This is a genomic window from Enterobacter cloacae, from assembly GCF_013375935.1.
In the GTDB taxonomy this organism is placed as follows: domain Bacteria; phylum Pseudomonadota; class Gammaproteobacteria; order Enterobacterales; family Enterobacteriaceae; genus Enterobacter; species Enterobacter pasteurii.
This window is the reverse complement of record NZ_CP056117.1, coordinates 4259156-4276753: the sequence shown is the minus strand read 5'-3', so window position 1 is coordinate 4276753 and position 17598 is coordinate 4259156. Positions and strand designations below refer to the sequence as shown.

Here is a 17598-nt window from a genome sequence, read left to right as displayed (position 1 = left end):
GCGGTCATGAGTACACTTGAACCTCCAGCCCGCGTCAAAACGCCGGGCGGTTTCGCGCACTGGCTGGCGCGCACGCAGATGGCACACGGCCGCAAGCTGGTCATCGCCATGCCGTATATCTGGCTGATCCTGCTGTTTCTGCTGCCGTTCCTGATCGTCTTTAAGATCAGCCTGGCGGAGATGGTGCGGGCGATCCCGCCGTACACCGATCTGTGGGAGTGGGCGGACGGACAGTTTACGCTGACCTTAAACCTCGGTAATTTCCTGCAGCTGACCGAGGATCCGCTTTATTTTGAAGCCTACTTGCAGTCGTTACAGGTGGCGGCGGTCTCCACGATCTGCTGTCTGCTGATGGGCTACCCGCTGGCGTGGGCGGTGGCGCACAGCAAGCCGTCGACGCGAAACATTCTACTGCTGCTGGTGATCCTTCCGTCGTGGACCTCGTTCCTCATCCGCGTGTACGCCTGGATGGGGATCCTGAAAAATAACGGCATACTGAATAACGTCCTGCTGTGGCTTGGCGTTATCGACCAGCCGCTGACGATCCTGCACACCAACCTCGCGGTGTATATCGGGATTGTTTATGCCTACCTGCCGTTTATGGTGCTGCCGATTTACACGGCCCTGACGCGTATTGACTACTCGCTGGTGGAAGCCTCGCTCGATCTTGGCGCGCGTCCGCTGAAGACCTTCTTCAGCGTCATCGTGCCGCTGACCAGGGGCGGGATCATTGCCGGGTCGATGCTGGTCTTTATCCCGGCGGTGGGGGAGTTTGTGATCCCCGAACTGCTCGGCGGGCCGGACAGCATTATGATTGGCCGCGTGCTGTGGCAGGAGTTCTTTAATAACCGCGACTGGCCGGTGGCCTCGGCGGTGGCGATCGTCATGCTCCTGCTGCTGATCGTGCCGATCATGTGGTTCCATAAACACCAGCAGAAGCAGATGGGAGACCACGGATGAACAACCTGCCGGTAGTACGCTCTCCGTGGCGAATCCTGATCCTGGTGATTGGCTTTACCTTCCTGTACGCGCCAATGCTGATGCTGGTGATCTACTCGTTCAACAGCTCGAAGCTGGTCACCGTCTGGGCGGGCTGGTCCACGCGCTGGTACAGCGCGCTGTTCCATGACGATGCGATGATGAGCGCAGTCGGGCTAAGCCTGACCATTGCGGCGCTGGCGGCGACGATGGCCTGCGTGCTGGGCACGATTGCCGCGCTGGTGATGGTGCGCTTTGGCCGCTTCCGCGGGGCCAACGGCTTTGCGTTTATGATCACCGCGCCGCTGGTGATGCCGGACGTGATCACCGGCCTGTCGCTGCTGCTGCTGTTCGTGGCGCTGGCGCACGCCATCGGCTGGCCGGCGGATCGCGGTATGCTTACCATCTGGCTGGCGCACGTTACCTTCTGTACGGCGTACGTGGCGGTGGTGATCTCCTCGCGCCTGCGCGAGCTGGATCGCTCCATTGAAGAGGCGGCGATGGATCTTGGCGCAACGCCGCTGAAGGTTTTCTTCATCATCACGCTGCCGATGATTATGCCTGCGGTGATCTCCGGCTGGCTGCTGGCGTTCACGCTCTCGCTCGACGACCTGGTTATCGCCAGCTTTGTCTCGGGCCCGGGCGCGACGACGCTGCCGATGCTGGTCTTCTCCAGCGTGCGCATGGGGGTGAATCCGGAAATCAACGCCCTGGCGTCCATCATCCTCGGCGTGGTCGGAATTGTCGGATTTATCGCCTGGTATTTGATGGCGCGCGCGGAAAAGCAGCGCATGCGCGATATCCAGCGTGCAAGACGCGGCTGAAGGAATTATTATTTCCAGTGATGTGCCGCGTATGACGCGGCACTGTTTTTCAGGGAAGTAAAAACATTGGGATTCTTGCAAAAAACACGTCATTCGCACGCTCGTCCGAACGTTCCTGCGCTGGTGCAGGTGGCGGCGCTCGCCATTATTATGATCCGCTGCCTGGACGTGCTGATGATAATGAACACGCTGGGCCCGCGCGGGATGGGGGAATTTATTCACCGCAGCGCGCAGACGTGGAATCTGACGCTGGTGTTTCTCAGCAGCCTGATGCTGGTGTTTATTGAAATCTACTGCGCGTTCTCGCTGGTAAAAGGGCGCAACTGGGCGCGATGGGTCTATCTGCTGACGCAGATCGCCGCAGCCAGCTATCTGTGGGCCGCCTCGCTGGGCTATGGTTATCCTGAACTGTTCAGCATTCCCGGCAGCTCCCGCCGCGAAATTTTCCATTCACTGGTCATGCAGAAGCTGCCGGACATGCTGGTCTTGTGCCTGCTTTTTATCCCGGCCTCCAGTCGGCGGTTCTTCCGCCTGCAATAATGTGTATAATCGCAGCCCTCGTGATCCTTAAGGTTTTCCTATGCAGTGCGCACTCTATGACGCCGGCCGCTGCCGCTCCTGTCAGTGGATAGAACAGCCGGTCTCTCAACAACTCACCGCCAAAATGGCCGATCTCCAGCAGCTGCTTGCCGGCCACGCGGTGGGCGAGTGGTGCGCACCCGTCAGCGGGCCGGAGCAGGGCTTTCGTAATAAAGCCAAAATGGTGGTCAGCGGCAGCGTCGAAAAGCCGCTGCTGGGCATGCTGCACCGTGACGGCACCCCGGAAGACCTCACCGCCTGCCCGCTGTATCCCGCCTCGTTTGAGCCGGTGTTTGCCGCGCTTAAGCCGTTTATCGCCCGCGCGGGGTTAACGCCCTACAGCGTCGCCCGCAGGCGCGGCGAGCTGAAATACCTCCTGCTTACCGAAAGCCAGATCGACGGCGGCATGATGCTGCGCTTCGTGCTGCGTTCGGAAAGCAAACTGGAGCAGCTGCGCGCGGCGCTGCCGTGGCTCCAGGCGCGGCTGCCGCAGCTCAGGGTCATCACCGCCAATATTCAGCCGGTGCATATGGCTATCATGGAAGGGGAGAAAGAGATATTCTTCACCGAACAGCATGCGCTGGCGGAGCGTTTCAACGACGTGCCGCTGTGGATCCGTCCGCAAAGCTTCTTCCAGACTAACCCGGCCGTTGCCAGCGCGCTGTACGCCACCGCGCGCGACTGGGTGCGCGCGCTGCATGTTCATCACATGTGGGATCTGTTCTGCGGCGTCGGCGGCTTTGGCCTGCACTGCGCCACGCCGGACATGCAGCTCACCGGGATTGAAATTTCTGCCGAGGCGATTGCCTGCGCGAAGCAGTCCGCCGCGGAGCTGGGGTTAACGAACCTGCGCTTTCAGGCGCTCGACTCCACCCGGTTCGCCACCGGGCAGGGCAACGTGCCGGAGCTGGTGCTGGTCAACCCGCCGCGCCGGGGCATTGGCCAGGCGCTCTGCGACTACCTGAGCCAGATGGCGCCGGGCGTTATCGTCTACTCCAGCTGTAACGCACAAACCATGGCGAAAGATATCGCCAGCCTGCCGGGTTACCGCATTGAGCGCGTTCAGCTCTTTGATATGTTCCCGCACACCGCGCATTACGAAGTGCTGACGTTGCTCGTGAAATCTTAAACAAAATGTGAACTCTTCATCCCTGCGAAATCAGGTAAGCTTACGTCATAAAAATTGAATGAAGGCTTACCCATGAAGCAGATCCTGCTGGTGGAAGATGACCACGATATCGCGGCGCTTCTGCGACTCAACTTAGAAGACGAAGGCTATGCCATTACCCACGAGCCGGACGGGGGAAAGGCGTTACCGCTTCTGGAAAAACAGCCGTGGGACGCGGTGATCCTCGATCTGATGCTGCCTAACGTCGACGGCCTGGAGATTTGTCGCCGTATCCGCCAGATGACCCGCTACCTGCCGATAATCATCATTAGCGCCCGCAGCAGCGAAACCGATCGTATTACCGGCCTGGAAACCGGGGCGGATGACTACCTGGCAAAACCCTTCTCGGTGCAGGAGCTGATTGCCCGCATTAAGGCGCTGTTCCGCCGCCAGCAGGCGATGGGGCAGGCGCAGACGGACGGCATTATTCAGGCGCACGGCCTGACTATCGATCCGCTGGCGCGCACCGTGCGCCTGCACGGTCAGCTCGTCGACCTCACTCCGCGCGAGTTTGAACTGCTCTATTTCTTTGCCCGCCATCCTGGCGAGGTCTTCTCGCGTCTGGCCCTGCTGGAGCAGGTGTGGGGCTATCAGCACGAAGGCTACGAACACACCGTTAACACCCACATCAACCGCCTGCGCATCAAAATTGAAAAAGATGCCGCCGAACCGGAGATCGTTCGCACCGTGTGGGGCAAAGGCTACAAATTTGCGGAGCTGAACCATGATGCGTCGCTTTAGCCTGAGCCAGCGCCTGACGCTGCTGTTTACGGCGTTACTGCTGCTCTGCGCTACCGTGGCCTGCGCGGTGCAGCTCTACAGCAGCATGCAGTACGGTAACGCGATGGTGCAGCGGCTCTCCGGCGGACTGGCCCAGCAGATCGTCCAGCGGGAACCGATTCTGGATGCGCAGGGCAGGGTCGATCGGGGCGCCTTAAAGCCGCTGTTCGATAGGCTAATGACCTTTAACCCGAGCGTTGAGCTTTACGTCGTCTCGCCCGATGGCGACGTGCTGGCAGACGCCGCGCCGCCGGGCCACATCAAGCGGCAAAAAATTGACCTCGCTCCGATACAGAGCTTCCTGAGCGGGACGGTGATGCCGGTATTCGGCGACGATCCCCGCAGCCAGAACAGGAAGGTGTTCAGCGCCACGCCGCTGCGGCAGGACGGCGAGCTGAAGGGGTATCTGTACATTATTTTGCAGGGGGAGGAGTCCAACGCGCTGGCGGAGATGGCCTGGCATAAGGCGCTCTGGAGTACGGCGCTGTGGTCCATGCTGCTGGTGGCGCTGTTTGGCCTGCTGGCGGGGCTGCTGCTCTGGTACTGGGTAACGCGTCCGGTTAAACAGCTGACGAAGGACGTGGCCGGGCTTGAGCAGGACAGCATCAGCGCGATCGGGCGGCTGGCGGCCCAGCCGCTGGAGGCTGCCGGCCGGGATGAAGTGGCAATCCTGCGCAACAGCTTTATCGAGCTGGCGCGCAAAATCACCTCCCAGTGGGATCGGCTGGCGGACAGCGACCGCCAGCGCCGGGAGTTTATCGCCAATATTTCACACGATCTGCGCACGCCGCTGACCTCCCTGCTGGGCTATCTCGAAACTCTCTCGCTCAAATCCGCGACGCTGACGCCGCAGGAGCATCAGCAATATCTTGCCACCGCGCTGCGTCAGGGGCAAAAGGTGCGTCATCTCTCGCAGCAGCTGTTCGAACTGGCGCGTCTTGAGCACGGCGGCATCAGGCCCCAGCGCGAGCGTTTTGCGATGGCGGAGCTGATATCTGACGTCGCGCAGAAGTTTGAACTGGCCGCCCGCACGCGTGAGCTGAACCTGCATATTGATGTCCCCGGGCCGCTGCCGCTGGTGAACGCCGACGTGTCCATGATTGAACGGGTGGTCACCAACCTGCTGGATAACGCGATACGCCATACGCCAGCGGGGGGCGATATTCGGCTGGCGGTGTGGCAGGAGAACGATCGGCTGCAGGTTGAAGTGGCTGACAGCGGAACGGGCGTCGATGCGGCGCTGCGCGACGATCTGTTCCAGCGTCCTTCGGCGCTACAGCCGCAGGCGGCGCGGGAAAACCGGGGCGGGTTAGGGCTGTTAATCGTGAAAAGAATGCTGGAGCTGCACGGTGGAGGGGTTGGGCTGATGGAGTCGGCGAGCGGGGCGCGGTTCAGATTCTTCGTGCCGCTGTGAGAAATTGCCGGGTGGCGCTGCGCTTATCCGGCCTACAGACCACCCCCGCAGGCCGGACCACCCGACAAAAAGAGGTTACTGCGGGAACCACTGCTCGCTGATTTTCTGGTACGTGCCGTCAGCTTTGATCGCTTTCAGCGCGCCGTTCAGTTTTTCCAGCAGCGCCTTGTTATCCGGACGAACCGCAATGCCCAGACCGGTGCCGAAATACTGCGGATCGGTTACTTTCTCCGTTGCCGTTCCCAGCTGCGGGTTGGTTTTCAGCCACTCGTTCACCACGGCGGTGTCGCCGAATACCCCGTCGATACGGCCATTTTTCAGGTCGATGATCGCGTTCTGGTAGCTGTCATAGGCCACGGTTTTCACTTCAGGATGTTTGTCCTGCAGGTACTTCTGGTGCGTGGTGCCGTTTTCCATGCCGATGCGTTTGCCCTTCAGCTCGTCGAAGGATTTATAAGCCCCTTTCTTCGCAATCACCACCGCCGAGTTGGCGTAGTACGGGTCGGTGAAGGCCACCTGCTTGCTGCGCTCTGGCGTGATGTCCATACCGGAGATCACCGCGTCGTATTTTTTAAACTTCAGGGACGGGATCAGGCTGTCAAACGCGTGGTTAGTAAAGGTGCAGTCGGCCTGCATCTGCTTGCACAGCGCTTTCGCCAGGTCGATGTCGAAGCCGACGATCTGGTTGCTGGCATCCAGCGATTCAAACGGCGGATAGGTGGCAGAAACGCCGAAACTGATTTTATCTGCGGCTGATGCGCCAGCGGCGAAGGTAGCGAGTAGTGCGGCCAGAACTAACTTTTTCATTGTGAAGCTCCCGTCTGTCTTGTCATTATGCGCCGTGTCTGCGGCATGGAGGTACAATGCCACTTAATGAATTTATATGCAATAAATATGATTAAATATTAATTGCTGAATAAAAAAAAGCGGACAACCCATCAGGTTATCCGCCTTTGAATATATGGTTTATGCATCTGCCCGGTTAATTTCTGCGCTCAAACGCCAGCGCCTTACGCTCGATCAGGCGCATCATCAGCGTCAGCAGACCGTTGACCACCAGATACACCAGGCCAGCCGCACCGAACACCATCACGTCGTAGGTACGCCCGTACAGCAGCTGCCCGTGGCCCATCACCTCCATCAGGGTGATGGTGTAGGCCAGCGAGGTACTTTTGAACACCAGGACGACCTCGTTCGAATAAGAGGACAGCGCGCGCTTAAACGCGTAGGGCAGCAGGATCGCCAGCGTGTCCTTTTTGCTCATCCCCAGCGCACCGCAGGACTGCCACTGGCCTTCCGGGATGGCGCGGATCGCGCCGTAGAACAGCTGCGTGGTGTAGGCCGCGCTGTTCAGCGAGAGGGCAATCAGGGCGCACAGCCACGGCTCAGAGAGCAGGTGCCAGATAACCGGATAGTTCTGCAACGACGGGAACTGCCCCGGGCCGTAGTAAATCAGGAAGATCTGCACCAGCAGCGGCGTACCGGTAAACAGCGTAATGTAGCCGCGGACAATCCACACCAGTACTGGCGTTTTCAGCGTCAGGACGATGGTGAAGAACAGCGCCAGGATCAGCGCCACGATGATAGACGCCACGGTCAGCGTCAGGCTGGTGTGCAGCCCTTTCATCAGTTCGGGTAAATAATCCAGCATCAGCCTGGCCTCCGTTCAAAACGCGTTGCACGCAGGTCGATGCGCTTGAGGATGTACTGACTCAGCAACGTGATCGCCAGGTAGATAGCCGCCGCCACAATGTACCAGGTAAACGGCTCCTGGGTGCGGGTAGCGATGCTTTTGGTTTGCAGCATCAAATCATTTACGCTTATCAGGCTCACCAGCGCGGTGTCTTTCAGCAGCACAAGCCACTGGTTCCCTAAACCCGGCAGGGCATGACGCCACATCTGCGGCATCACCAGGCGGAAGAAGATCGCCGCCTTCGACATGCCCAGCGCCTGGCCGGATTCCCACTGTCCCTGCGGTACCGCTTTCAGCGCGCCGCGCAGGGTCTGTGAGGCATAGGCCGAATAGAGCAGGGAGAGCGCAATCACGCCGCACAGGAACGGGCTGACGTCAAAGTTCTCAATCTGCATCTGCACCGGGATCTGCGCAAAGCCGAGATTAATGGTGAAGCCGTCCGACAGCGTTAACAGCAGCTGCGAGGAGCCGAAATAGATAAACAGGACCACCAGAATTTCCGGCAGCCCGCGCAGCACGGTCACCAGCGCTGAGCCGAGCCATGCGACGGGGCGCCACTTAACGGACTCCCACACCGCAAAGAACATCGCCAGCGCGAGGCCGATAATCAGTGCACAAACGGCAAGGCCGACGGTCATCCCGGCGGCGCTTGCTAAAGGAAAAATTTCATTCATCAGGAATTACTTCTGGAACCATTTTTTGTAGATGGTTTCGTAGGTGCCGTCTTTCTTCACTTTTTCCAGCGCAGCGTTGAATTTCTGCTGCAGCTCGGTGTTGCCCTGACGCACGGCAATACCCAGACCTGTACCGAAGTAGTCTTTATCGGTCACTTTGTCACCCACGGCGGCCAGCTTGTCGTTCGCTTTCAGCCATTCGGTTACCACAGCGGTATCCCCAAAGACGGCATCGATACGACCGTTTTGCAGATCCAGCTTCGCATTCTGGTAGCTGTCATACGGCACGGTGGTGATTTCCGGATGCTTATCCATGATGAATTTCTGGTGCGTGGTGCCGTTCTGTACGCCCACTTTCTTGCCTTTCAGCAGATCGACCGAGGCGTATTTACCTTTCTGACCGATAAACAGGGCAGAGTTGTCATAGTAAGGGGTAGTGAACAGAACCTGCTTTTCACGCTCCGGGGTGATGTCCATACCGGCCATCACGGCATCGATACGACGGAACTTCAGGCTTGGGATCAGGCTGTCGAACGCCTGGTTGCTGAAGGTACAGGTCGCGTCGATCTCTTTACACAGGGCATTTGCCAGGTCCACGTCGAAGCCAACGATCTTGTTGTTCGCATCAATGGATTCAAACGGAGGGTAGGACGCTTCGGTGGCGAAACGGATGGTCTGGGCTGCGGTAGCGGAAAGGCTGACGCTAGCAAGCAGCGCGGCAATCAATACTTTTTTCATTATAATTTCCCTAACACATCAGTGTGATAAGTAGTTTTTGAAGGCATCGGTTTGCGGGTTTGTGAAGCAGCTCGCATCACCTTGTTCAACGATATACCCGTTTTCCATGTAAACCACTCGGCTGGCGGTTTTGCGCGCCACTTCCACCTCGTGGGTCACGATGACCTGAGTAATGTTGGTTTCCGCCAGCTCACGAATGATGCTAACGATCTGGGCAGTAATTTCCGGACCCAGCGCCGCGGTTGGCTCGTCAAACAGCAGCACCGCTGGCTCCATCATCAGCGCGCGGGCAATGGCCACGCGCTGTTGCTGGCCGCCGGAAAGGTGCAGAGGATAGCGGTCGCTGTAGGGCTTAAGGCGCAGGCGCTCCAGCAGCTTTTCGGCACGCGCCATCGCCTGGTCTTTGCTTAAACCGAGCACGCGGCATGGGGCTTCAATCAGGTTTTGCACCACCGTCAGGTGCGGCCAAAGGTTGTATTGCTGGAAAACCATGCCCACGTTTTGACGCAGTTCACGGATGGCTTTATCAGACGGCGTTTTCGCGAAGTCAAAATGGTTACCGGCGATGGCCAGCGTCCCCGAGCGGGGCATTTCAAGAAGATTAAGCACGCGCAGAAGGGAGCTTTTACCCGCGCCGCTAGGGCCGAGCAAAACCAGCGTTTCGCCCTCCGGGCAGCTCAGCGTAATGTCGAACAGCGCCTGGTGTGCGCCGTAGAAGCAGTTAATGCCGTTTAGTTTAATACTCATCGGGGCAGTCTTTACTCATCCAGGCAATCTATAGCAATTGAGGCCGCAGATAGTACCGTTGACAGAATAGTTATGCAATATTTCTGCGTTAAAAGTTAAATATAACCCGTGTTTACTCTTAAACATAGCACAAAATAGCGAAGGGGAAGGGGGGGCGAGAATAAATGTCGGCATTCCGCCTGAAATGCCGGACATTTTACGGGGTTAACGTTTATTTAACGATGAGTTAGCGGTTCTCAATCGACTGGCGAAGGGTGCCTGCCGGGGCGTGAACGCTGCCGCCAACGTAACGGACATCATCGACGGCCCAGCACTGGCCTTCGCGGATCATCAGCACTTCATCCTGCCAGGTCTGGGTGCCCTGCGTGAGCTTCACACGCAGCGGTATGTTGCGCGCGTCGGTATTTGGGATCGTGGACGCGCTGGCAACCTCAGCGCTGTCCGGCAGCGTGGCGCGGCTGGAGAACGGATCGGATGAGAGCAGCGCGTTATGCTGCGGATCGCGGGAAGCGTCGTTAAGCAGCTTCGCCAGGCTATCGCTCAGGTACGGGCGCAGGGCGGTGAGGTCATTGCCGCGGTGCTGAATGCGGTAATCATAGAATTGTTGCGCCACGGCGTCCGGGCCGCCCTCGATGCAGGGGCCGCTGCGGGTTCCGATATCCTTAAAGGCCGGCGTGACCGGAGTGGTGCAGGCGCTGAGCACCAGCGCGCATGGCACTAAAAGCGTTAAAGCAGAGTAGCGCATGTTGATTTCCTTATTTATTAACTATCCTTTCAATCATAGCGTAACGGACCGATAATGCTGTAGCTAACGCATTGAACGTTAAAGAAGGAGAGAAAGTATGCAGTTTTCAACAACCCCAACCCTGGAAGGACAGCAGATCGTCGAATACTGCGGCGTGGTCACCGGTGAGGCAATACTGGGTGCAAACATCTTCCGTGACTTCTTTGCCGGCATTCGCGACATCGTTGGCGGACGTTCCGGCGCGTACGAAAAAGAGCTGCGCAAAGCCCGAGACATCGCGTTTCAGGAGCTGGGCGAGCAGGCCAAAGCGCTGGGTGCGGATGCGGTGGTGGGTATTGATATTGACTACGAAACGGTCGGTAAAGATGCCAGCATGCTGATGGTGAGCGTAAGCGGCACGGCGGTAAAAACCCGCCGATGAAGCGTTCGCTCTTGCCCCTCCTGCTGGCCTTGCTGCTGGCAGGATGCGCCCAGGAAAAAGGCATCGTTGATAAAGGTGCTTACGAGCTGGATACGCGCCATCAGGCGCAGGCGGCATACCCGCGTATAAAGGTGCTGGTGATCCACTACACCGCGGACGATTTCGACACGTCGCTTGCGACCCTGACCGATAAAAACGTCAGCTCGCACTATCTTATCCCCGCCAGGCCCCCCGCCCCGGCGGGCAAACCGCGCATCTGGCAGCTGGTGCCGGAGAGCGAGCTGGCCTGGCATGCCGGCATCAGCTTCTGGCGCGGCACCAACCGTATAAATGATACGTCCGTCGGCATTGAGCTGGAAAACCGCGGCTGGCAGAAAAGCGACGGCGTCAAAACCTTCACGCCCTTTGAGCCGGCGCAAATCGCGGCGCTGATCCCTCTCGCCAGAGACATCATTGCCCGTTACGACATTAAGCCGCAGAACGTCGTGGCCCATGCCGACATTGCCCCGCAGCGTAAAGACGATCCTGGCCCGTTGTTCCCGTGGCGCGAGCTGGCGAGCCACGGCATCGGTGCCTGGCCCGATCCGGCGCGCGTGAATTTCTACCTCAACGGGCGGCCACGCTATCAGCCGGTGGATACCGCGGCGTTGCTCGATCTGCTGGCGCGCTACGGCTACGAGGTGCCTGAAAACAGCACGCCAGAGCAGCAGAAGCGCATCATTATGGTGTTCCAGATGCATTTCCGTCCCCAGCTATGGAACGGCACTGCAGATATGGAAACGATGGCCATTGCCGAAGCGCTTTTAGAGAAATACGGGCAGGGGTAATCCTCAGGATTACCCCTGAAGGAGTACGTTTTCATGATTAATCATCGGATTAACCTTAAGTAAATTCTCAATTCATTTTAAGTTAATTGATTTAAAATCGCCCTCATTTAAGATGGATTCATCGATTCACAGCATGAATCAAATTAAAAAAACAGCTCTCGTTTGGTTTTTTTGATTTTTAAAAGAATACAAAACTCATTTCGCGACAATATCTTTATTTGTCGAGCAATTACACATTCTAACATCTTAATTGGGTATAACAATGTTAAGTATTTTCGGTAAGAAAACACGTCCTTATGATGAAATGAACGCCATAGTTTTAGCAACGTCTGGACATGAAGAGAAAACGTTAAAAAAATGGCAAAAAATATCAACGGCTAATTCTGATAACATTCATATTATCATTAGCGGTGAAATTGAGTTCCGCCGCACCTCTGATGATTTATGCATGTTTACCCTGCAAGGGCAATGCATCTTCGGTCTCTCCGCTATTTTTTATAATTCAGCCCATATGCACGGCGTGGTACGCAGCAATACGGTTGTACGCACGATCAATAAAGAAGAATTTAACCGTTTAATGACCCAGCATGGGTTATGGCCTCAGTTAACCAAAGTATTGGCATGGTATATTTGCATGCTCAGCAAACGTGACGATGTTCTAGTGGCCCGCAGCGCTTATTCCGTCGTGCGTGAGTTCTTAATTGAAATTAATGAACTGATTGTCCAGCACCAGCGCGACATTAATATTTATGATTATATTCAGGAATACACCAACCTGGCGCGCAGCACCATCATTAAAATTCTCTCCGATCTCAAAAAGGTCAATATATCGTGGTAGAGAAAGGACGGCTGCTTAGCCTGACGACCTTACCCGAAAAATACTAATCCCCTCCTGCGTCTCCTTTCATGCCGGAAGGAGACGCACTCTGCGTTTCATCAACCGGTGGCGCAGGCACTTTTCCCTGCGAAATATCCTGCTGTTGTTCTTTCAGCGCCTGCATCAACATCGCTTTTAACGCACCGTCATGGTCAGGATCCGTAGCCCGCGCGTGGGCTTCGGTACCGGGTAAGGTATCGCGTGAGGTGTCGTGCGCGACGGAACTCTCCGGTAACGCCCCATCGGGAGCCTGCTGCCAGTCATTTTCTTCATTGTTTAGCGGCATAGTCTCTAACGGCGGTAAATCCTGCTGCACTTTCACCGGCTGCGGCTCGGGGTGCGGGAACGGCTTCGTCACATAGATATAATGCATATCCGACAGGCCCGTTTCTGGCTTCGCGACGCTGGCTTTTTTAATCTCCGGTGCAGGGTGACGCAGGTTCCAGTACACGTGCGCGTAAAGCCCGGCGACGATCAGCGCGCACGCTCCCAGACACCAGAGCGCGAAGACGCTGACGATCTTACTGAACGAGGGCAGTCGCCAGGAAAACCAGACCGGTTGCCCGGTGGTATAGCTGCGCTGGGCAGCGAGACAGATAGTAGACATTATGCGTGCTTCTCTTGCGTGGTCGGGGTGGCCTGCGAGGCCTGAATCAGGACGCTCGGCGCAATGTGGGTTTCGCGCATCAGCTGCATCAGCGTGTCTTCGCCCGGAATGCCGTCGACGTGAAGATGCATCTTCGCCTGGAAATCGCGGGTGCGCTTCATCAGCTCCGCCGTCCAGCGCCTGTCGTGCGTTTCGCTTTCGCCCAGCGCCAGGCTCAGCTGCCGATCAAGCCATTGCAGATCGTTACCGTCGCTGGCGGCGGTGATTTCATCTTTGCCGGACGGCGTCAGGCGGTGGAGGAGGGTGTACTCACCCGTGGCGTGCTGGTTATACCATGCACGGCTCACCTGCCAGGTCCGGTTGTTCATGAGCAGATCCAGCGACGTTTTTCCTGCCCGGGCGACCACCGCGTAGTTAATATGGTCGCCCGTTTTAAGTTCACTCACCCAGGGATACCCTACGGCTTCCAGCGCCGCCAGCGTGGCGGTGCCCTGCTTACACATCAGGTTCACTTTTGCCGCGTTCTGGCAAAGCGCATCCTCTGCGGAGGCGTCATATCCCCACATGGCGTACAGCTGATGCATGGCATCAGGCTGGTTAACCACCTCGTTCTCGATGACCGGCAGCGCCGGCGCCTCTGGCGTTTTGACCTGCTGTTTCCAGGCGGCGGGCACCGGGAGAGCAACCGGCAGTTTTGCCGTGATGGACGACGTCATCATCCAGCCGCAGGCGGCGAAGAGAACGGAGGCAAACAGCCCGACCGAGGCCAGCGTCTTGCCGCGCTTCGGTGCCGGAAGCACTTCACCGGTGGCCAGACGCAAATGACGCGGCCCGACGGTCGGTGCGCGCTCGGTCCACGCCGCCAGCATGGCCAGATGCGCCAGCTGGTTCAGCTTGCAGACGTTGCCCTTAGTCAGGGTGTGGATCTTTTTCACGCGGGCGGGCGTCAGCGGCGATGTCTCTGCGCCGTGCTCTTCGCACTGAGCCTGCACATAGCTCAGGTATTCACGACAGACCAGCCCGCGAAGGGTGTGGCAGGTCAGCACAAATTCCTGCAATGCGGAATTTTTTAGCGCCATATCCACATCGCCGCTGCCCATCAGGACGATGGACAGACGCACCTCCAGCTCCTGGGCGCGCGTGAGCAGCATGCCCAGCACGTCATACCCGCTGGCTTTCATCGCCTGCGCGTGGGTAATCACCAGCACCTTACGGGATGACTTTGCCTCTCGCCACTGGCGAATAATGGCGTCGACCGCCTGGCGTTTATGCTTCTCCTGTGCCGAAGGGTTGAGCTTGAACAGCAGGCTGCTGGCGCTCAGCTTTGGAAACGCATTAACGGAAATGACGGCGTTGCTGCTGGCCTTCAGCGCATCGCTGAACTGCCCCAGCAGCTCATTGTCGTGGTAAAAGAGCCCGGTGATCCCTGCCTGCTGGCTTTTTTCTTTCAGAAGATTGAACACGTCCTGATGATAAGGCACGAGAAAATCACCCGACCTGCGGGTAATTTTTCTGAACGGAGGGGTGGTGAATTTAAAATGGCTCTGATACATAGCGACTGACCGTCTCTTCTCTTTAATAGCAATGGACGGAAAGTAAGGTAATGTCTTCCCCTGGTCAATTTAACGCCAGAGTAAAAATAACCTGCTATCAGCCTCTAACACTCGTCTTTTTTCCGGTCAATCATTTTCTTCATTAAAGTTGATGGCGAAGCAACTGGTTGCTCGTTAGCAGGCTTACTATTATTTGCCCACTACGTCATGCAGCGCATCGCTGCTTATTTCTGCTTTGCTAAAGGCCAGATAAATAATGAGGAACGCATTCCTTTCCAGGCTAATGACGCCCTGCATCATGCTCGTTATGCTGATTTTTTGCAGCCAGCAGGGTTACGTCGTTTATAAAGAATATAAGAAGGTCACGAATAAGTTAGCGAAAGCTGAACAGTCTCCGCTCCAAAAACGTGACGTTCAGAAACCTTTCGGGCTTTTCACCGCAGCGGTGCGTCAAAGCGAGATGCCCGCCGCCGCAAAAGCCCCGCTTTCCGCCGAAATCGAGGGCATCATCAGCAGCGATGAGTCCTGGCTGTCCTTTGCCGTTATCAAGACGCCCGCAGGCCAGCAGAGCTATCGGGAAGGGGAGCCGCTGGTTGGCTATGATAACGCCTATGTCGATGAAATAAATAAAGATAACGTGGTGGTGAAGTATGAGGGGGTAGAGCAGAAGCTGGCCCTTAAGCAACCGCCATATTTTAAGGGTGGCGCAGAGAGCGGACCGGTAACGAAATCGAAAAAAGACGCGGGCGCGGACAGCCTGCATCTCGATGATTATCTGGTGTTAAAGCCGTTAGTCGATAAGGGCCAGCTGGAGGGCTTTAATATTAATCCACGGAATGCGTCTCCTTTTTACAGCAGTACAGGGCTGGAACGGGGCGACGTGGTGGTGAAAATCAATGACGTCGATATGACGAAAGAAGCGCAGGCGAAAAATATTATCGCCAACTGGTCGAAAATGAAAGAAGCGGAGGTCGTCGTCAGACGGCACGCTCACCTTGAAAATATTCGGGTTAATGTTCTAAACAATTAACAAGTGTAAATCATGAAGAAATTTCCTTGGGCGTGCGTGGCGCTGACCGCATTGTCGTTATATTCCAGTTCGCTGCTCGCAGCTAACTTTAGCGCCAGTTTTAAAAATACCGATATCCGCGAATTTATCGATACGGTAAGTCGCAATCTGAATAAAACGATTCTGGTCGACCCGTCCGTTCAGGGCACCGTCTCGGTCAGAACCTACAACGTGCTGACGGAAGAGGAATATTATCAGTTCTTCCTGAGCGTGCTGGATCTCTATGGCCTGTCGGTTATTCCGATGGATAACGGCATGGTCAAAGTGGTGCGTTCAAGCGTGGCGCGGACCGCGGGCGTTCCGGTGGCCGACAGTAAAAACCCGGGCAAAGGGGATGAGATCATCACCCGCGTGGTGCGCATGGAGAATGTCCCCGTGCGCGAGCTGGCACCGCTGCTGCGCCAGCTGAACGATGCCTCGGGGATCGGTAACGTGGTCCACTTTGAACCATCTAACGTGCTGCTGTTAACCGGTAAAGCCTCGGTGGTGAACCGGCTGGTAGATCTGGTTGAGCGCGTAGATCGTTCCGGCATGCAGCGTCGCGAAATTGTGCCTCTGCGCTATGCCTCCGCCAAAGAGCTTTCCGATATGCTGAACAACCTCAACAACGAGGAGCAGAAGGGGCAGAACGCGCCGCAGCTGGCGACCAAGGTGGTGGCCGATGATGAAACCAATAGCCTGGTGATCAGCGGTAGCGAAGACGCGCGCGCGCGTACCCGCTCGCTGATTGGCCAGCTCGATCGCGAGCAGAACAACGAGGGTAATACCCGCGTCTTCTACCTGAAGTACGCCAACGCCACGAAGGTGGTGCCGGTGCTGACCGGTATTGGCGAGCAGCTGAAGGACAAAGCCGGTACGCCGAAAAGCAAAACCGCAACCACCAGCAGCGAGCTGAACATCACCGCCGATGAGTCCACCAACTCCCTGGTGATCACCGCCCAGCCAAACGTCATGAACTCGCTGGAGAAGGTGATCGACAAGCTGGATATTCGCCGTCCGCAGGTGCTGGTGGAAGCCATCATCGCCGAAGTACAGGACGGTAACGGCATGGATTTAGGCGTGCAGTGGACCGGCAAGCACGGCGGCGTGCAGTTCGGATCTACCGGTCTGCCCATTAGCCAGATCAAAAACGGCACGATGAAAGGGGCTTCCTTTACCGGCCTGGCGACCGGCTTCTTTAACGGTGACTATGGCGCGCTGCTGACCGCGCTCTCCACCAGCGGCAAGAACGATATTCTCTCCACGCCAAGCGTGGTGACGCTGGATAACAAAGAGGCGTCGTTCAACGTGGGTCAGGACGTGCCGGTACTGTCGGGTTCCCAGACCACCAGCGGCGACAACGTCTTTAACTCGGTTGAGCGTAAAACCGTCGGTACCAAGCTGAAGATTGTTCCGCAGATCAACGACGGGGACATGATCCACCTTAAGATCGAGCAGGAAGTCTCCAGCGTTGACGCCAGCGCCACCGAAGACGCCAGCCTGGGCCCAACCTTCAATACCCGCACCATCAATAACGAAGTGATGGTCCACAGCGGCCAGACGGTGGTGCTGGGCGGTCTGATGGAAAACGTCAGCAAACAGAACGTGTCGAAAGTGCCGCTGCTGGGCGATCTGCCGCTGGTGGGACAGCTGTTCCGCTATACCTCGGAGGATACGTCGAAGCGCAATCTGATGGTGTTCATCCATACCACCGTGCTGCGCGATGACGACAACTACAGCGCGGCGACGAAGGAGAAATGCGACCAGATCCGCGCGCGCCAGCGGCAGCGCCTGGAGGAGAAAAAGCTCGGCATCGTTGAGAACACCGATAACGCCGTCCTGCCTGCCTATCCAAAGCAGGATCATTCTCAGCCGGTCGGCGTGAGCGCACCTGCCACCACCCGCAATCCCTTCAAAGAGTAGGG

At 57.1% G+C, this 17598-nt stretch carries 18 protein-coding genes and 1 pseudogene; 11 read left to right on the top strand and 8 right to left on the bottom strand.

What is annotated here, in order from left to right:
• The first annotated feature begins 6 nt into the window (after window positions 1-6).
• From potH to HWQ14_RS20080, 6 genes are all read left to right on the top strand, one after another.
• Window positions 7-960 (top strand): putrescine ABC transporter permease PotH, encoded by a 954-nt coding sequence (potH, locus tag HWQ14_RS20105; RefSeq protein ID WP_176610780.1) that lies wholly within the window; start codon window positions 7-9, stop codon window positions 958-960.
• Window positions 957-1802, top strand: coding sequence for a putrescine ABC transporter permease PotI (potI, locus tag HWQ14_RS20100; protein ID WP_176610779.1), 846 nt, complete (start codon window positions 957-959; stop codon window positions 1800-1802). The genes potH and potI overlap by 4 nt, the downstream gene beginning before the upstream one ends.
• 42 nt (window positions 1803-1844) lie before the next feature.
• Window positions 1845-2342: a YbjO family protein gene (locus tag HWQ14_RS20095; RefSeq protein WP_148418714.1), complete on the top strand. Its 498-nt coding sequence runs from the start codon at window positions 1845-1847 to the stop codon at window positions 2340-2342.
• A 40-nt stretch (window positions 2343-2382) separates the two neighbouring features.
• Window positions 2383-3510: a 23S rRNA (uracil(747)-C(5))-methyltransferase RlmC gene (gene rlmC / locus HWQ14_RS20090; protein ID WP_176610778.1), complete on the top strand. Its 1128-nt coding sequence runs from the start codon at window positions 2383-2385 to the stop codon at window positions 3508-3510.
• A gap of 72 nt (window positions 3511-3582) precedes the next feature.
• Window positions 3583-4290, top strand: coding sequence for a response regulator transcription factor (locus HWQ14_RS20085; RefSeq protein ID WP_148418716.1), 708 nt, complete (start codon window positions 3583-3585; stop codon window positions 4288-4290).
• Window positions 4274-5743, top strand: a complete 1470-nt coding sequence (locus HWQ14_RS20080) for a sensor histidine kinase (RefSeq protein WP_176610777.1) — start codon at window positions 4274-4276, stop codon at window positions 5741-5743. The genes HWQ14_RS20085 and HWQ14_RS20080 overlap by 17 nt, the downstream gene beginning before the upstream one ends.
• Before the next feature lie 75 nt (window positions 5744-5818).
• Here HWQ14_RS20080 and artJ read toward each other — a convergent pair whose 3' ends face one another.
• The 6 genes from artJ to HWQ14_RS20050 all read right to left on the bottom strand — a co-directional run bounded on the left by artJ (window position 5819) and on the right by HWQ14_RS20050 (window position 10340).
• Complete coding sequence (gene artJ / locus HWQ14_RS20075; RefSeq protein ID WP_148418718.1) at window positions 5819-6550, bottom strand: arginine ABC transporter substrate-binding protein ArtJ; 732 nt, start codon at window positions 6548-6550, stop codon at window positions 5819-5821.
• Window positions 6551-6725: 175 nt separating this feature from the next.
• Window positions 6726-7394 (bottom strand): arginine ABC transporter permease ArtM, encoded by a 669-nt coding sequence (gene artM, locus HWQ14_RS20070; RefSeq protein ID WP_176610776.1) that lies wholly within the window; start codon window positions 7392-7394, stop codon window positions 6726-6728.
• Complete coding sequence (gene artQ / locus HWQ14_RS20065; RefSeq protein ID WP_176610775.1) at window positions 7394-8110, bottom strand: arginine ABC transporter permease ArtQ; 717 nt, start codon at window positions 8108-8110, stop codon at window positions 7394-7396. Before artQ ends, artM begins: the two co-directional genes overlap by 1 nt.
• Window positions 8111-8116: 6 nt before the next feature.
• Window positions 8117-8848, bottom strand: coding sequence for an arginine ABC transporter substrate-binding protein ArtI (artI, locus tag HWQ14_RS20060; protein ID WP_006174322.1), 732 nt, complete (start codon window positions 8846-8848; stop codon window positions 8117-8119).
• A gap of 18 nt (window positions 8849-8866) precedes the next feature.
• The gene (gene artP, locus HWQ14_RS20055; protein ID WP_176610774.1) at window positions 8867-9595 is read right to left on the bottom strand and encodes an arginine ABC transporter ATP-binding protein ArtP; all 729 of its coding nucleotides are present in this window, start codon (window positions 9593-9595) and stop codon (window positions 8867-8869) included.
• A gap of 226 nt (window positions 9596-9821) precedes the next feature.
• Window positions 9822-10340 (bottom strand): lipoprotein, encoded by a 519-nt coding sequence (locus HWQ14_RS20050; protein WP_148418722.1) that lies wholly within the window; start codon window positions 10338-10340, stop codon window positions 9822-9824.
• A gap of 97 nt (window positions 10341-10437) precedes the next feature.
• Between HWQ14_RS20050 and HWQ14_RS20045 the strand changes: the two genes are divergently transcribed.
• The 3 genes and pseudogenes from HWQ14_RS20045 to HWQ14_RS20035 all read left to right on the top strand — a co-directional run bounded on the left by HWQ14_RS20045 (window position 10438) and on the right by HWQ14_RS20035 (window position 12473).
• Window positions 10438-10761, top strand: coding sequence for a heavy metal-binding domain-containing protein (locus tag HWQ14_RS20045; RefSeq protein ID WP_148418723.1), 324 nt, complete (start codon window positions 10438-10440; stop codon window positions 10759-10761).
• Window positions 10758-11588: an N-acetylmuramoyl-L-alanine amidase gene (locus tag HWQ14_RS20040; RefSeq protein WP_176610773.1), complete on the top strand. Its 831-nt coding sequence runs from the start codon at window positions 10758-10760 to the stop codon at window positions 11586-11588. Before HWQ14_RS20045 ends, HWQ14_RS20040 begins: the two co-directional genes overlap by 4 nt.
• Window positions 11589-11850: 262 nt before the next feature.
• Window positions 11851-12473: pseudogene (locus HWQ14_RS20035) on the top strand (helix-turn-helix domain-containing protein).
• Here the strand turns inward: HWQ14_RS20035 and HWQ14_RS20030 are convergent.
• Complete coding sequence (locus HWQ14_RS20030) at window positions 12470-13072, bottom strand: hypothetical protein (RefSeq protein WP_176610772.1); 603 nt, start codon at window positions 13070-13072, stop codon at window positions 12470-12472. The pseudogene HWQ14_RS20035 and the gene HWQ14_RS20030 sit on opposite strands and share 4 nt — an antisense overlap.
• On the bottom strand, window positions 13072-14625 hold the full coding sequence (locus tag HWQ14_RS20025) for an ExeA family protein (RefSeq protein ID WP_176610771.1): 1554 nt from the start codon (window positions 14623-14625) through the stop codon (window positions 13072-13074). The genes HWQ14_RS20030 and HWQ14_RS20025 overlap by 1 nt, the downstream gene beginning before the upstream one ends.
• Window positions 14626-14923: 298 nt before the next feature.
• Here HWQ14_RS20025 and gspC point away from each other — a divergent pair, with 298 nt between their 5' ends.
• Together gspC and gspD are read left to right on the top strand one after the other, a co-directional pair.
• A complete protein-coding gene (gspC, locus tag HWQ14_RS20020) occupies window positions 14924-15655 on the top strand; it encodes a type II secretion system protein GspC (protein WP_176610770.1) in 732 nt (243 codons plus the stop codon).
• Between the two features lie 12 nt (window positions 15656-15667).
• Window positions 15668-17596: a type II secretion system secretin GspD gene (gene gspD, locus HWQ14_RS20015; protein ID WP_176610769.1), complete on the top strand. Its 1929-nt coding sequence runs from the start codon at window positions 15668-15670 to the stop codon at window positions 17594-17596.
• Window positions 17597-17598 lie beyond the last annotated feature (2 nt).

Excerpts from the sequence above, each read along its gene's own strand:
- potH (WP_176610780.1), top strand. The coding sequence starts at position 7 with ATGAGTACACTTGAACCTCCAGCCCGCGTCAAAACGCCGGGCGGTTTC.
- potI (WP_176610779.1), top strand. The coding sequence starts at position 957 with ATGAACAACCTGCCGGTAGTACGCTCTCCGTGGCGAATCCTGATCCTG.
- rlmC (WP_176610778.1), top strand. The coding sequence starts at position 2,383 with ATGCAGTGCGCACTCTATGACGCCGGCCGCTGCCGCTCCTGTCAGTGG.
- HWQ14_RS20085 (WP_148418716.1), top strand. The coding sequence starts at position 3,583 with ATGAAGCAGATCCTGCTGGTGGAAGATGACCACGATATCGCGGCGCTT.
- HWQ14_RS20080 (WP_176610777.1), top strand. The coding sequence starts at position 4,274 with ATGATGCGTCGCTTTAGCCTGAGCCAGCGCCTGACGCTGCTGTTTACG.
- artJ (WP_148418718.1), bottom strand. The coding sequence starts at position 6,550 with ATGAAAAAGTTAGTTCTGGCCGCACTACTCGCTACCTTCGCCGCTGGC.
- artM (WP_176610776.1), bottom strand. The coding sequence starts at position 7,394 with ATGCTGGATTATTTACCCGAACTGATGAAAGGGCTGCACACCAGCCTG.
- artQ (WP_176610775.1), bottom strand. The coding sequence starts at position 8,110 with ATGAATGAAATTTTTCCTTTAGCAAGCGCCGCCGGGATGACCGTCGGC.
- artI (WP_006174322.1), bottom strand. The coding sequence starts at position 8,848 with ATGAAAAAAGTATTGATTGCCGCGCTGCTTGCTAGCGTCAGCCTTTCC.
- artP (WP_176610774.1), bottom strand. The coding sequence starts at position 9,595 with ATGAGTATTAAACTAAACGGCATTAACTGCTTCTACGGCGCACACCAG.
- HWQ14_RS20050 (WP_148418722.1), bottom strand. The coding sequence starts at position 10,340 with ATGCGCTACTCTGCTTTAACGCTTTTAGTGCCATGCGCGCTGGTGCTC.
- HWQ14_RS20045 (WP_148418723.1), top strand. The coding sequence starts at position 10,438 with ATGCAGTTTTCAACAACCCCAACCCTGGAAGGACAGCAGATCGTCGAA.
- HWQ14_RS20040 (WP_176610773.1), top strand. The coding sequence starts at position 10,758 with ATGAAGCGTTCGCTCTTGCCCCTCCTGCTGGCCTTGCTGCTGGCAGGA.
- HWQ14_RS20030 (WP_176610772.1), bottom strand. The coding sequence starts at position 13,072 with ATGTCTACTATCTGTCTCGCTGCCCAGCGCAGCTATACCACCGGGCAA.
- HWQ14_RS20025 (WP_176610771.1), bottom strand. The coding sequence starts at position 14,625 with ATGTATCAGAGCCATTTTAAATTCACCACCCCTCCGTTCAGAAAAATT.
- gspC (WP_176610770.1), top strand. The coding sequence starts at position 14,924 with ATGCTCGTTATGCTGATTTTTTGCAGCCAGCAGGGTTACGTCGTTTAT.
- gspD (WP_176610769.1), top strand. The coding sequence starts at position 15,668 with ATGAAGAAATTTCCTTGGGCGTGCGTGGCGCTGACCGCATTGTCGTTA.